This window comes from Cronobacter sp. 153480017-3, assembly GCF_053627815.1.
Genome location: NZ_JBSEYN010000002.1, coordinates 51,574 through 65,429, shown reverse-complemented (window position 1 = coordinate 65,429; position 13,856 = coordinate 51,574). Strand labels below are relative to the sequence as shown.

At 52.0% G+C, this 13,856-nt stretch carries 10 protein-coding genes and 1 pseudogene; all 11 read right to left on the bottom strand.

The window, feature by feature from the left end; translation table 11 throughout:
• Positions 1-31 precede the first annotated feature (31 nt).
• The 11 genes and pseudogenes from ACUW6V_RS04785 to ACUW6V_RS04735 all read right to left on the bottom strand — a co-directional run bounded on the left by ACUW6V_RS04785 (position 32) and on the right by ACUW6V_RS04735 (position 13,851).
• Positions 32-688 (bottom strand): hypothetical protein, encoded by a 657-nt coding sequence (locus ACUW6V_RS04785; RefSeq protein WP_236907257.1) that lies wholly within the window; start codon positions 686-688, stop codon positions 32-34.
• Positions 689-700: 12 nt separating this feature from the next.
• A complete protein-coding gene (locus ACUW6V_RS04780) occupies positions 701-1,543 on the bottom strand; it encodes a type VI secretion IcmF C-terminal domain-containing protein (protein ID WP_454038213.1) in 843 nt (280 codons plus the stop codon).
• A gap of 282 nt (positions 1,544-1,825) precedes the next feature.
• Positions 1,826-4,414: pseudogene (tssM, locus tag ACUW6V_RS04775) on the bottom strand (type VI secretion system membrane subunit TssM); the annotation flags it as partial.
• 83 nt (positions 4,415-4,497) lie between these two features.
• Positions 4,498-5,841 (bottom strand): type VI secretion system protein TssL, long form, encoded by a 1,344-nt coding sequence (gene tssL / locus ACUW6V_RS04770; RefSeq protein WP_454038076.1) that lies wholly within the window; start codon positions 5,839-5,841, stop codon positions 4,498-4,500.
• A complete protein-coding gene (gene tssK, locus ACUW6V_RS04765) occupies positions 5,841-7,187 on the bottom strand; it encodes a type VI secretion system baseplate subunit TssK (protein WP_454038075.1) in 1,347 nt (448 codons plus the stop codon). The genes tssL and tssK overlap by 1 nt, the downstream gene beginning before the upstream one ends.
• Positions 7,174-7,752, bottom strand: coding sequence for a type VI secretion system lipoprotein TssJ (gene tssJ / locus ACUW6V_RS04760; RefSeq protein ID WP_253907021.1), 579 nt, complete (start codon positions 7,750-7,752; stop codon positions 7,174-7,176). Before tssJ ends, tssK begins: the two co-directional genes overlap by 14 nt.
• A gap of 134 nt (positions 7,753-7,886) precedes the next feature.
• The gene (locus ACUW6V_RS04755; protein ID WP_007791657.1) at positions 7,887-8,372 is read right to left on the bottom strand and encodes an Hcp family type VI secretion system effector; all 486 of its coding nucleotides are present in this window, start codon (positions 8,370-8,372) and stop codon (positions 7,887-7,889) included.
• A gap of 158 nt (positions 8,373-8,530) precedes the next feature.
• Positions 8,531-10,027: a type VI secretion system contractile sheath large subunit gene (gene tssC, locus ACUW6V_RS04750; RefSeq protein WP_069682551.1), complete on the bottom strand. Its 1,497-nt coding sequence runs from the start codon at positions 10,025-10,027 to the stop codon at positions 8,531-8,533.
• Between the two features lie 22 nt (positions 10,028-10,049).
• Positions 10,050-10,580: a type VI secretion system contractile sheath small subunit gene (gene tssB / locus ACUW6V_RS04745; RefSeq protein WP_007848138.1), complete on the bottom strand. Its 531-nt coding sequence runs from the start codon at positions 10,578-10,580 to the stop codon at positions 10,050-10,052.
• An 89-nt stretch (positions 10,581-10,669) separates the two neighbouring features.
• Entirely contained in the window at positions 10,670-11,209 is a 540-nt protein-coding gene (locus tag ACUW6V_RS04740; RefSeq protein WP_227001536.1) for a fimbrial protein, read from the bottom strand.
• 41 nt (positions 11,210-11,250) lie between these two features.
• The gene (locus ACUW6V_RS04735) at positions 11,251-13,851 is read right to left on the bottom strand and encodes a fimbria/pilus outer membrane usher protein (RefSeq protein ID WP_454038074.1); all 2,601 of its coding nucleotides are present in this window, start codon (positions 13,849-13,851) and stop codon (positions 11,251-11,253) included.
• Between the last annotated feature and the right edge of the window lie 5 nt (positions 13,852-13,856).

Sequence of the window (13,856 nt, the reverse complement as noted above, 5' to 3'; positions counted from 1 at the left end):
CTGATATTGACTGAACCCCACAACGGCGTTGTCACCGTTGCCTCCCTGTTTGTGTAATAGCTATCCGCTGCGCATCGATATATTTACCGTGTCGGCTTTGCCTCCAGATCCAGACCATATTTTCCTCAGCGATACAGGCAGGCCATGCCCGCCACGGCATGACATCCACACCTGCATCATCCTCAAGGCGATAATCCGCCGCGCAGAGCGGAGCGAGCAGCGCTGAAGAACGCGCCCCGAATCGCCAGGCTTTATTGACCCACCAGCGCACCCATCCGGGCGCGAGCGATAACCGTAACGCTTTAACCCACTGCCGAACCGCTGCACTCTCACCGGCGCGCGGGCGCTCATCCGCCCGCAGGCACAGGATCCGCGCCTGCCAGAACGCGAGGCTTTGCTTTTGCGCCGCATGGTGTAACACACGTGGCCGACGGAGCCGGGAAACAAGCGCAACGCACGTGTTATCGGGGCCGTTAAGAAACGCGCCCAGGTAGTAATGGCCTCTGAAAACCAGCGCGAAACACCACGGATAGTCATTGATCGCCGGCGTGCCAGCGAGCGGCGTCAGCACCGGCACCACCTCGGTTTTCAGCCGTAAAACCAGCGCGCGTTGCGCCCGGCTGTAAACACTTTTATATGCTTTCTGTCCACATCCGATATGAACGGGAACTATCGTCCTTGCGAACATACTTATCCCCCGTTATGCCGCCGCCGGGCAGGCAAAGTCTTTCAGCAAATCGGGGATAAATCGCCCGGACCAGTTCAACCCTGTCACTTCAAAATCGACGCGGCGTTTATTAAAAAAGTACGTCACGATCGTTTTTCCGTCGGCCGTCTGGCGCACGTCGCTCGCGTTATCCACCCAGTGCAGCAGCGACCAGGAACCTTCCACCACCAGTTCAGAGGTGGATTCTCTCTGCGCGGGACGTGCGGAGAGTCGGATCTCGTTTGCCGAATGCCCGCCCGGCCAGTGGAAAAACAGCGGCCTCACCGGACCGTGAGAATAGTCAGCAATCGCGTCGTCAAACTGCATCTGTAGCCGGGTAATGGTCGGGTCCATGTAAACCACCGCCACCGAGAGATCGAGCGCGACTTTTCTGCCGTCTTCCCCCTGGAATAAGGCGCTGCGAACCGCGGCACCTTGCTCAAACACGCCAAGCCCTTCCCCCTGCGCACGTCCTTTGTAACGCCACGGGGTGGAGGCGGTATCCACGTTCTCAGCAAGATGCGTCTGGAACCAGCTATCCAGCTCGCCGCCTGCGCCGAAAAACCGCTCAAACTGATTGAGGCTGATTTCCTGGTTGCTGTCGCTTAGCGGGTAGCGCCCCTCAATGGCGCGGCGACACGCCTCACCAGGCCCGGCGTCGATCGCATTTTGTTGCTGCGTGGCCACTTCACCTTCGACTTTCTGAAAGGAGTGATTCAGTAGCGGCGCGATAATATTTTTAAGCGGCGCAGGCCAGGTCTCGGATTCCACCGCGAGCCGTCTGGCGGCATCAGATAACGCTGGCGGATCGCCGGTTTGCAGGGCGTTGTCATACATGACAAACAGCGTGTATTGATCGTTAAGCAGACCAATAACGCGGTTAAACGACGAACCGGGCACGGCAGATATCATTCCTGTTTTGGCATCCGGCAGCGCGCTGCCGCTGTAAAATTCACGCAGGGCCGCAAAACGGTTGTCGACTCGTTCCTGAAGCAAACGTCGTTCCTGAAAAGCCACCCGATCGTTCAGCCTTTTCGCGTTGCTCAACAACGCGCTGCGGTTGGTAAGATTAAGCGTTTCGGTGATGTCCGGCACTTTGGCCGTCAGTGTGGTTTGCTTCACCGCTTCGCGTACCAGATTCACCAGCGGTGAGTTAGCCGCCACCAGCGTGCGCAGCATAAAAATGTTGGGAGCCATACCCGCCGTTTGCGCCGTATCGACAGGCAACAGCGCGACCCCGTTCAGCAGACGCTCCCAGTAACCAGCGTATTCATCGAGATAGCGCGCCAGCACGTCGTTTCGCAGCATCATCGGGTTAATCATGCCGCCTTTGTCATTACCCATGACCCAGCGATCCTCCTGAAAGGCGCTGGTCAGCAGCAGCGGCAGTTTTTTTTTAACGAGCTGGTGATATCCCTCAACGGTGTATAGCCCAGGAATGCCGCTCGCCAGCAGCGCTGTATCTTCCAGCGTGAAAATATGGGCCGACGATTCGCCCGCCAGTTGCTCAAGCGTGAGATCCTGCGGCGCGTCGGTTTCAAGCTGGTCACGCACGCGGCTCCAGAGCCGCGTGGTCAGCGTGGTTTGCGCAAGACGTTTTCGCGCTTCTCTGACGAGACTCTCATCGCGCGGCTCGCCGAAGCGCCGCCATTCCGGCTGCTAGAACAATGCATTCAGGTGGTCGGTAAAGACCGCTTTCTCTTCAAAAGCGGTAATTTTTCCGCTCTCGCTCCAGAGCCGCGTAATGCTGTCAACGAGATACGCAAGATCGAAACGCTCCTCCCCGGTCAGCATCAGATAACGCTTCAGCGCGTCGAAAAGGTCAGCCTGATTTCCCTCCTGCAGCGCCTTTTTCAGTGCCTGCGTCGCGTCACGCTCAATCAGCGGAAACAGCAGACGCTGCAGGAAGTAGTGATACAGCGTATCGGCCTGTTGCGAGACAGCATCACCGGTATACAGCCCGTAGCGCCAGTCGTGACCGGGAGCGTCGGGGGACAGCCCCGGAAACGCCGCCAGCTCACGGGTTGTTTTTAATAGCGCGGGCAGCAGCGGAAGGTCATGCGTTTTGATAAACGTATGTACTTCGTGCTGTAGCTCATTCGCGTGATGGCCGACAGCCTGCAGATAATCGCGGTTGTGCGCATAGCTGGTGAAGAGGCCTTTGATGAGAAAAAGCGACAGCGCTATACCGGCGAGGTGGCCGGCGAGATTGCGAAAGCGCCAGGTTGTCTGCGCGCGCAGGTTATAACGCACAAGCCCTGCGTCTTTGATAATGATATCGGCGAAAAGCCGCTGTAAAAAATAGCGTTTGCCCCAGACCATCTCTGCACCTGGACGCTCGTCTTCTGGGGTCGCTTCCGGCAGGCAGCCCCCGCTTTCAACCGGTGCCTGATCTGCCGCGTGCCGCCACTGTTGCACAAGCGTAGCGCTGTTGCGAAGCGTCACGCTCTCCGGCTGACAACAACTGGTGAAGTACACGCCGCGAAGCGTGCCGTTAAACTGCGTTTCGTCATAACGAGAAGCAAAGAATATAGGGCGCAGGAGCGCTGAAAGACGCTGTGCGAGCAGCCGAAAATCCTGCGGAACGGCATACATTTTCTTCCTGTCCGCCACGGCGTACTCTTCCTGATGACGAAGCGTGACGGCACTGCTCAGGCGGTTTTCCAGCAGCAACAGCTCATCTTCAATATCACTTTCTGGCGTCGGGCGGCGGCTGATGTCTCCCCAGGGGAAGGTCACGCCCCAGATTTGCTCACGCTCCTGGGCGGTCAGATGGCGAAACCAGGCGTCAAAACCGGTCAGCTCATCGACTTTCGTCACGATGAGATAAACCGGGAAGCAGGCTCCGAGCGTGGTGCGAAGCTCGTCCAGACGCGCGCGCAGCGTGGCGGCAAACGCCAGCTGTTGCGTTGTCGGAAGCCCGAGAATTTCTCGCGCGGAAAACGCCAGCAGCGCGCCGTTAATGCCCGTCGCAGGGCGATACTTGTGGATAGCCTGTAGCAGCGCCTGCCACTCCTGGCGACTGTCGTTCCCCTGGCTTACATATTTTCCCGACGTATCAATAAAAAGCGCGTCATTAGCGAAAAAGCATTCGCAACTGGCGGTCGGCGGGTTTTCTTTACCGGTACGATTGAGCTGTTCGGGAAGCGGAAATTCCTGCCCTGATGCAAGCACCAGTGAGGTTTTACCCGCGCTTTGCGGGCCAAGGACGAGATAACAGGGCTGTGAGTCACTGACATGACGCCCCACAAAAAAGCGACGCCAGCCCGTTTCCTGCCGATAAATGCGGCGGCTGAATGCCTGCGCATCGCGAATGATGCGCGTCACCTCGGATATTGCAGGATCCGGCACGCTGGCAGTGCGGCGAAAGCGTATTTTTTCAGTCCATGCAGGATTGTTGAGCGTGAACAGCAACAGCCGCCAGGCCGCATAGAGAAGGATCAGCGTCATCACAACGACAATAATTGCGAGGCGGACTGCAGTGCTGTGTAATGGATAACGTTCCCCAATCAGCACATATGGCCCGGCGACCCAGACCGCGGCGCAGAGGGTTAACGCGCCAGGCAGACACAGCGCGAAGTCATACCAGATGGCCACAAGCCACAGCAACGCAAGCAGGATAAACAGGAGACGCGCGCCCGCCGGGGCAAAAGGCCGCGCCTCACCAAAACCGATATACGGCCCGAGATACCCGATAGCGCACGCCATAAGCACAAACCAGGCCGCCATCAGGAGAAATTTTAAAGACCGTCCGGAAAATAACCGATTCAAAAAAGCCATTGTCGTTCCCGTTAATAAGTCACAAAAATTTCAACGCGTCGGTTTTGCGAACGTCCCTGCGCATCGTGATTACTGGCGATCGGCTGTGTATCTCCGGCCCCTTTTGATGTGATTTTCTCAGGCGCGATGCCTTGCTCCCGGAAATACGCGGCTACCGCCTGCGCCCGTTTTTCTGAAAGCGCCTGGTTGCTGGCAAACGCCCCGCTACGAATAGGCGTCGAATCGGTATGGCCGATAATCACCACCTCACCATTCACCCGCTGCACTTCAGCAGCGACGCGACGAATGATGTCAATCCGCTCCGGCCTGACGCTGGCATCGCCGACAGCAAACATAGAATCGCCATGAAAGATGACCCGGCTTTCCCGCTGTGACTCATCCACGCTGACCCAGTGGCGGGCAATTTCCGCTTTCAGCAGAACCGCAAGGCGTAAACGCTCCGGCGGACGCGGCTCAGTGATATGCAAACGCTGCATCGCCAGTAACTGCTGGCGGAATAACTCCTGCGGCAGGGACAGGTAATATTTGCAACCAAGAAAAAGCGCGGCGACCAGCAAAGCGCAGAGCGTCAGCGATACCTTCACCGGAATGAAAAAAAACGATTTTCGGGCTGCCTGCCCCTCACAATATGCATGAGGGGAAAGCACCGGAGGCAGCGTCTCGCGAGTGCTCTGGAGAAGCGTTAGCAGCCGCTGGCGAATGCGGGTCAGCTGGCGTTCGCCATCGTCAATGATGCTGTAACGCCCTTCAAAGCCCAGCCCCAGAATATGCAGCATGATTTCCAGCACATCCGGGAATTCATGAGGACTGGCGGAGAGCCTGCCCACCAGCAGAAAGAATTTATTGCCGCCGTCGTTGTCCCCTTCAAAATGATTGAGCAGGTTGCTTTGCGACCAGCCAGACTGAAGCCCCCAGCTCGTTCCATGCGCGGCCTCATCCAGCGCGGTGCAGAGGCAATAACGCACGATGGCCATCTTTTTCCAAGGGATATCGGCTTCATCGCACACCACGCTAAATAGCGTGATTTCGTGCCTGAGGATATCTTTCAGCAACTCCACATCAGCGATTACCGGAATGGTTTCCGGCATCTCACTGAGCGCGCGCAACAGCGGCAGCGCGGCCTCCAGCAAGGGGATCTGCGCAGCGCGCACTTTCGCGACGCGCTGTTGAATGCTCTCGGTTTTGATACGCGCGTGATAACGCCGCCCTGAGACAGGGGCTTTCTCATTGCTGAAAGGATCAGAAAACGAAGGTGGCGTCCCGAATGCATCGCCTTGTTCATCTACCAGAAATTTCCCTAATGCCTGGAGGTTAAGCGCTTCATCACCAGACGTGAACGCATCCATTGTGCTCATCAGTCACGGATCCCCCACAGTTCCATCTTGAGGCCAGGAAACTCACCGGCAACGTGCATCGCCAGTGCTCCGGCGACGGTGATGGCATCCCAGAATGTGCCGCTTTTCTGAAGCTCAAAATAGACATGACCGGCGTTATAGGGGATCTGTCGCGGCGGCACCGGTAGCGCCAGCAATTCCAGACCCGGCAAGTGTGAACGCACCAGTTCATGCAACTGCTGAGGCGCACTGATTTTCGCCTGCGCGGAAAAATGCTGCTGAAGAACATCTGCCGGCAGTTGCGCATTCACGGCCAGTACCAGGCTTGCGAAGGTGCGCAACTCGCCAGGCAACACCACCGCGCTCCAGACACCGTTACCTTTCGCATGCAGAGGAATAACCTGCCCGGCGCGGATAAGAATCTGGTTCAGCAGTTCATGCACATCGTCCACCAGCGGCCGGATGCTGGTATACAGTCGCGCATGGTCGTAACCCGGCGCTGGCTGGGGCCGACGCGTTTTAGTACGAATGAAGGTAGATAATTCACCGGCAAACTTCGCGAGCTCCTGATACAGGTCAATCGGCGGCAGCTCAGGCACATGGCGCAGATGATCCAGCACCGGTTCGTATTTATTGAATATTTGCAGCAAAAGGTAATCGACGATTTCAGCGCTGGCGCTGGCTTTGCCATCGCTGTTTGACAACCGACCCGCCAGCATTTCGGCGCGCAATTTAACGAGTCCGTTGAGATGCGTTACCCACTCATTGAGCAATGTGTTGGCCGCACAGCAGGTCACCGGGGGAATATAATCATTCTCATGCAACAGCACGCTGCCATCAGGCTGAATGGCGCGTATGCGCGCCAGTGGTAAACCGATCCACGACTCCGTCATTTCGCTTTCAGGCACCAGCATGAGGCGCAGCCGCCCAAGCTGAACGGGTTTCGGTCCCTGGCGAATGGCGTTGGCATCGTTCAGGGGCGTTTCAAAAGCGCAAAAGCGCGCAAGCGAACTGGCATCATGTGCATCAAAAATAGTTTCATCACTGTTTTCGAGCCGCAGCGGCACGGCCAGAAAAATCAGCTGGCCTAAGTGTTCAGGGCGAACCGTTAACGGCTCGGGCGAAGCCGCATGCTCCGGGATATCGAAAGGAGTGCCATCAGGAAAGACGCCGCTGCCGGAATGCAGAACAAACTTACCGTAGGCGAGCGCTTCTTTATCAATACTGTAGCGTGAAAATCCCCAGAAAAAGGGAGTGATGGTGGCAGCTCGCTTATGCGAGAAATATTCCAGATACCGCTCCTGCTGCTGAAACAGCTGTGGGCGTAAAAACAGGCCTTCACTCCAGATAACTTTATTCGTTCTCACGATTCAATCCCTTGATTGTGATGTTTAATTTATCGAAAGTTATTTCAACAGGTTGCACAGGCGCTTCGGTGTGCCACGGCCAGAGCGCCTGATACCAGCTCACAGACAGCTTTTCAGGCAGTGGTGAGGTGGCACTCCACTGCGCCTTTTGAATATCGCGATAGGCAGCGACAATCCCAAGCGCATGGGCTGTATCGTCCGTCACGACGGTGACCTGTTTCTTCTCCCCCGGTCGCAATATGCCTTCCCAGAGACGCTGCATCTCTTTTTTCAATTCGGGATCGGGCGATTCGGTGATCGTCAGGAAACCGGCATCCAGAAACGCCTCATCATCATTGAGCGCATATACCGTTACTTTTAGCGGGCTCGCAACGCCCCGACGATTCGGGTTCATATTCAGGCCCGCTATCAGTGTGAGTTCGACCGTATTCTTTTTCTCCGGTGGCGGCGCAGACTGGCAGGCCGTCATCATGCTTAGCACGATTAAAAAACTAACCTGCGCGCAAGATACTGTGTAATTGCGCGTCCGTGCCGCCCGGAGAGTAATACTCCAGCCAGTCATCATTCGAAATAACCCATTAAATCAGGCATCGTTATCAAGCCATGTTTTATTACGCAATGAATACTGTTAATACGTTCTGCCAGAAGACTTAAAAACTTGCCGTCATATAACGGCAAGTTTTGGGCTTCAGGCCGTTATTAGCCGTGCAGGTTAGCTTTAACGTCATAGCTGGCAGAAATAACGCCTGCTTTTTGACCTTCCGCATTCTGCATTACATAATCTTCGGTCATTTTGGTAAATGAGAAGCGCACTGATTCACGCGGACGTGTTTCATCTTCCAGCGATCCCATTACATCCACGCCGGTAATAATGACATCCGTGAATTTAATCAGCAGATATTCGAGCGGATCTCCACCCGCTTTACGAATAACAAACTGGATGTTTTTAATATGTTTACCGGTCAGACAGTAGCTCACCAGATTCGGTGTCGCCTTATCGACATAATGTTCAAAGCAGAAATCAGCGACAGTCGCCTTACCGGAACCACCACCAGAGCCGCTGTGCATATTGGAGTGCTGTGACACACTCCAGTGCCATGCCAAAACCTGAATTTCGTTTTTATGAGTGGCATCTAATGACTCCCCTTCGATGCCATCAATTTTAATAAACATATCCTGTGCCATATCATTCCTCTTGAGCACGGTTAACTATAAATGGCGAATAACGCCACCTTAAAACAAGCGATGAAAGCCATCACAGGCGCTCATCAGCCTGTTTTTATTCCTGCAATATTCACTATTAAATTAGCATTCAGCGGAGCCGCTAATTTGCCCTCTGAATATTATGCAACATGTTTTAAAGAAGGCAGTTTCGCGACCATTCTTAACGACACCGTTAATCCTTCCAGCTGAAAATGCGGGCGCAAAAAGAATTTCGCCTGATAATAACCAGGATTCCCTTCCACATCTTCCACAATGACCTCGGCAGCCGCGAGCGGGCGGCGAGACTTGGTTTCTAATGACGAGTTAGTAGGATCGGCATCGACATAATTCATGATCCAGTCATTCAGCCAGCGCTGCATATCGTCGCGCTCTTTAAAGGTGCCGATTTTATCGCGAACAATGCATTTCAAATAATGCGCGAAACGCGAACACGCAAACATATACGGTAAACGCGCTGATAAGTTCGCATTCGCGGTAGCGTCCGCATCATAATATTCAGCAGGCTTCTGTAAAGACTGTGCGCCGATAAAGGCGGCATAGTCGGTGTTTTTACGATGCACCAGCGGTATAAAGCCATTTTTCGCGAGTTCGGCTTCGCGGCGATCAGAAATAGCGATTTCTGTCGGGCATTTCATATCAATGCCACCATCATCGGTAGGGAAAGTATGACACGGCAGCCCTTCCACCACGCCTCCGCTTTCAACACCGCGGATTAATGTGCACCAGCCATATTCTTTGAATGAGCGATTGATGTTAACGGCCATCGCGTAAGCAGCATTAGCCCAGACATACTTAGAATGATCCGCCCCGTCGGTCGTTTCTTCAAAGTGAAACTCATCTACCGGATTAGTACGAATACCATAGGGCAAACGCGCCAGGAAGCGCGGCATGGCAAGCCCAATATAGCGAGAATCTTCCGCCAGCCTCAGTGAATTCCAGGCGGCGTATTCGAGATTCTGCGTAAAGATTTTGGTCAGGTCGCGAGGGTTTGAGAGCTCCTGCCAGGATTCCATCTGCAGAACAGATGGCGACGCACCGCTAATAAAAGGAACGTGCGCAGAGGCCGCGACTTTACCTAGTGAAGCCAGCAAATCCACATCAGGTGCGCTGTGATCAAAATAATAATCGGCAACCAGGCAACCATAAGGCTCGCCCCCAAGTTGCCCATACTCTTCTTCGTAGATTTTTTTAAACAGCGGACTTTGATCCCAGGCGACACCTTTATAGCGTTTCATGGTACGACGCAGGTCACTCTTGGAAATATCCAGGAAGCGTAATTTTAACTTTTCGTCCGTTTCGGTATGAGTGACCAGATAATGCAGACCGCGCCAGGCGCTTTCCAGCGTCTGAAACTCCTCATGATGTAAAATCAGGTTGATTTGCTCTGAAAGCTTTCTGTCAATTTCAGCAATGATGGATGCAATGCATTTATAAGCATCATCCGAGAGCGTAACAGCATTAACCAGTGCCTGCTCCGCAAGGGTTTTGACCGCGCCTTCTACCGCAGCACGAGTTTGATCCGAACGCGGTTTAAACTCCTTAGCGAGTAACGCATTGAAGTCATCAAGTTCAATGGCAGACGCCGCGGCGCGCTGTGATTGCTCTGTGTGAGTCATGGACATATTCCGTTATCTCCGCTTACTCTTCCCGCTCGACTTCCGCTGAAGCCTGCTGCGGTTTCGGCGAGGAAGCTAATGTTTTTAATAAGGATTTATCGTTAAGTAACTGCATGACCAGTCCTTCTGCGCCAGCTTTACCATCCATATAAGTTTGCAGCGTCGCCAATTGCGTGCGGGCCTCCAGCAATTGCGCTAACGGCTCCACTTTCTTCGCAATAGCGTCTGGCGAAAAGTCATCCATACTTTCAAAGGAAATATCCACCATCAGCTGTCCTTCGCCGGAAAGCGTATTCGGGACACTAATAGCTACGCGCGGTTTCATCGCTTTCATGCGTTCATCGAAATTATCGATGTCGATGTCCAGAAATTTTCTGTCCGCGACAGCCGGCAATGGCTCCAGTGGCTTACCGGATAAATCCGCCAGTACGCCCATAACGAAAGGAAGCTCAATCTTTTTTTCACTGCCATAAATTTCCACATCGTACTCAATTTGTACGCGCGGCGCCCGGTTCCTGGCTATAAATTTCTGTGAATTACTTTTATTTACCATATATACCTTCATCCCTATCCGGTTAACAGCACTACTACTATTCCACGTAGAAATTTCAATTCATTAAATAAGACGTCAGGTTATCGTCTCTATTTATAAATCAGGTCTATATTTGCCAGCGTACCGACTTCGCCTGGCGTAACGTTACCATTGCCTGCCGCATAATAAGCCGCGATGTAATAATGAGTAATGGCATCACCTGTCGCAGGGATAACATATTCTTGCGTGCTGGTCTCATCGTTAATTACCATCTGAGCTCCATCAGCGTTACGCAATCTGATCTGAACGTTTTCGCTATAACCTGTTCCACTTTCGTTAAGCAAATTACCGGTGTTCATATCAGCGAGGCCATTATCATTAACAAACCGCAGCAATACTGTTTTATCAACAGGGCAGTGTGTAAGCGTTACTGAAAATTGCTGACTTCCTGCCTCTGTGCCCGCTTTTTGTAGTACGGTCGTTGACAGTACAGGCAACGTAATTGTCTCTGCCGAAGAGGCATTATTGATATTTACGGCACAGGTTTCTTCCATATAAGTGCCCGTAAAAGACACATTTATTTTGCAGTCACCCGCGTTTATGCATTTCTCAGCAAAGCAACATGTTGCGTAGCAGATGAATAGTAACATTCCTGCAAACCTGGAGAATAGCCGAATTAATCGGGGTAATATTATTGCGGTATACATGACACCTCCATTTGCACGATTTTTCCTGCAGGCATATCCTGTGCATATTGTTTAGCACTATTCGTTTTAATGAGACATTTATTCTTATCCCATTCAACGTAAAGATGCTGTTGCTCCGGATCCCATCCGCGCACGAATGCCATACCGCCCTGACCAATAATGCTTTGGCTTGTATTTTTATCATCAATAATTTGCGCGCCTATCGGCAAAAACTCTCCAGATACATCTCTGACTATCAGAATTATGGGGCGCCCGACGAGGGTTTTCATATCCACGGTAATGGCTGAACCCATACGTGGAACTACGGTTTTCTGGTTTTCAAGCACATCGACCGTGTCCGGCAAACCGGAATAATCAATAGCGACAATATTTTCCTGATACGGGGTCAGAGAAGGAACAATCGCATAACCCGCGCCATCCACTTTGGCACCATGTCCGTTATAAACTCTTGCGCCCTCCGCACCCGGTACGCCGACAATCGCAAACGGATAATCGCCGATGGTCGGGCCAGCAGTGATCCCACCTTTATGGGCAACAAGACTACCGTTAGCTGTTGCCGATAGTTGCCGCGCCGAACGGTTGTTCATTGACGCCGTCGCGGAGAACTGGCCTACCGGCGAATCATAGCTAATGTTGCCCCTGAGTTGCTCTTCACTGGGCATATCGTCATTTTTATTCATTGTGGTGCCAACGCCATAATTTATTACATTTTGTTGGCCCTGAGATCCAGTAGCATTAACCTGCCATAACGTATCCCCAGAATCGTTATTTGACATCGTAGAATATAAAGAGTCGAAGAGTGGTTTTTCATTTTCCCCCTGGCCCAAAGGCACATTGATGGTAACCATATATGTATCATCATAGTTATCATCTTCATCACGCGTTCTCATCGCGCTTAGCGTCCATGAAAAATAGCGCTGCGCCTGCGTCCAGGAAACCGAATATTGCTTTGAGGCTGCTCTGTTGTTCCAGTATCGATAAATACTGGCCCTAAAGTTGATGAAACTCCCGCTCCACAGCGACTGTGATATGTTTGCCGTCAGGCGCTGACGGGTACGGTAATCACTGGCGTAGTAATTATTATCATCTCCATACCGTGCAATGCTGGCCTCCCTGAAGCTATAAAACCCCTTAGAAGAGTATCGATAAGCCGCCAGCGTCAGGTTAGTATCGGTGGGGCTGACATATTTTGTTAAACCAATTTTGAAGCTATTACCGCTGGATTCTTTTGAATCGGCCAAATCGCTTTTCGCATGGGTAATATCGATGGATATGCCGCCAATAGGCGTATTAACAGCATGCCCCACTGCCATAGAATAATAGTGGCCTGAGATCTGAAAGCCAGTATAAACGGTATAATTACTTGTCAGGCCATAATGATAAACGCTTTGAAATATGGTGGGCTCATTATGAACAGCATCATCTTTAAGTTTGCCTGCTGAAATCGCAAAGCGTGAGATTGATTTATGCAACAGCATGGGCGGCGCTGAAAAAGGAATGTTCTGGATACGCTGTCGCCCATCTGCTTCAGTAATCGTCATTTCAAGATCGCCGCCATACCCCATGGCACCGATGTCAGTAATTTCAAATGCGCCTGGTGGCACGACCGTTTCGTAAATTGTCTGACCACGTTGAGTAATCTTTACTCTTGCGTTGGTATCCGCCACACCACGCACGATCGGCGTGTAATTACGTAAACTTTCAGGCAACATCCGTTCGTCCGATTCGAGTTGTGCCCCTCTGATATTGTAGCTATCAAAGAGGTCGCCGGAAGTATTCGAATCGCCGAGCGTCATCTGGCTTTTTAACGGAGTGATGTCGGTTTGCGCATAGCCGGCCAGGTTTTGTGTGCGAAGACTTTTGTCATTACTCCAGTCGGAGTTAATACGTTTACGCAACCTCCAGCCCGCAAAATTCAGACCAGTTAACAAACCGAGATTGCCCTGAAAAGAATCTCCATCTTCTCCACGGTTATTCTGAAAGAGGCTATAAAAATTACCACTATAATCCAAAAAACCTACCGTACTCCCTGCATCCCACCGACTGGGGTCGATATAGCCTCGGGGCTGGGGTATTAAATTAATTTGCGGTACATCGAGTGTCAGTTCGAAATCGGCAGGGTTATAATTAACCTGACTTTTAGGGATAAGTTCATCGAAGCGATAACAACGTTCATCTGAGAGTTGTTTTTCAGATAGTGGTATCTCCAGACGAATCCCGGCCTCTTGCAGTTGCTTCAACAGTAAGCAAGGGCGAGCATTTTTCTCGGCTGCATATTGCTCAAAACGAATATCATGTTGCCCATGATTTTGCCCATTGATAATTAATGTAACGTTATAAACACCAGGGGTGACAGGGTTGCCATCTGCATAACGAGATATATCAAATTTTTGCCCATGAATAAATGCCTGGTTGAAATCCACCGAATCTTTCGCTGATACGGTATTGTTGTCCCTGGCTGCAACGTTAAATACAACTAAAACGGAAAAGGCAGTTACAGACACACTAATAAAAGAATTAACACTGAAAGCAATCCCTTGTAATGCCGGGAGAAAGCGGGCTTTTTTGAAGTGAATTTTAATCATAAGGT

Excerpts from the sequence above, each read along its gene's own strand:
- ACUW6V_RS04785 (WP_236907257.1), bottom strand. The coding sequence starts at position 688 with ATGTTCGCAAGGACGATAGTTCCCGTTCATATCGGATGTGGACAGAAA.
- ACUW6V_RS04780 (WP_454038213.1), bottom strand. The coding sequence starts at position 1,543 with ATGTATGACAACGCCCTGCAAACCGGCGATCCGCCAGCGTTATCTGAT.
- tssL (WP_454038076.1), bottom strand. The coding sequence starts at position 5,841 with ATGAGCACAATGGATGCGTTCACGTCTGGTGATGAAGCGCTTAACCTC.
- tssJ (WP_253907021.1), bottom strand. The coding sequence starts at position 7,752 with ATGATGACTGGCTGGAGTATTACTCTCCGGGCGGCACGGACGCGCAAT.
- ACUW6V_RS04755 (WP_007791657.1), bottom strand. The coding sequence starts at position 8,372 with ATGGCACAGGATATGTTTATTAAAATTGATGGCATCGAAGGGGAGTCA.
- tssC (WP_069682551.1), bottom strand. The coding sequence starts at position 10,027 with ATGACTCACACAGAGCAATCACAGCGCGCCGCGGCGTCTGCCATTGAA.
- tssB (WP_007848138.1), bottom strand. The coding sequence starts at position 10,580 with ATGGTAAATAAAAGTAATTCACAGAAATTTATAGCCAGGAACCGGGCG.
- ACUW6V_RS04740 (WP_227001536.1), bottom strand. The coding sequence starts at position 11,209 with ATGTTACTATTCATCTGCTACGCAACATGTTGCTTTGCTGAGAAATGC.
- ACUW6V_RS04735 (WP_454038074.1), bottom strand. The coding sequence starts at position 13,851 with ATGATTAAAATTCACTTCAAAAAAGCCCGCTTTCTCCCGGCATTACAA.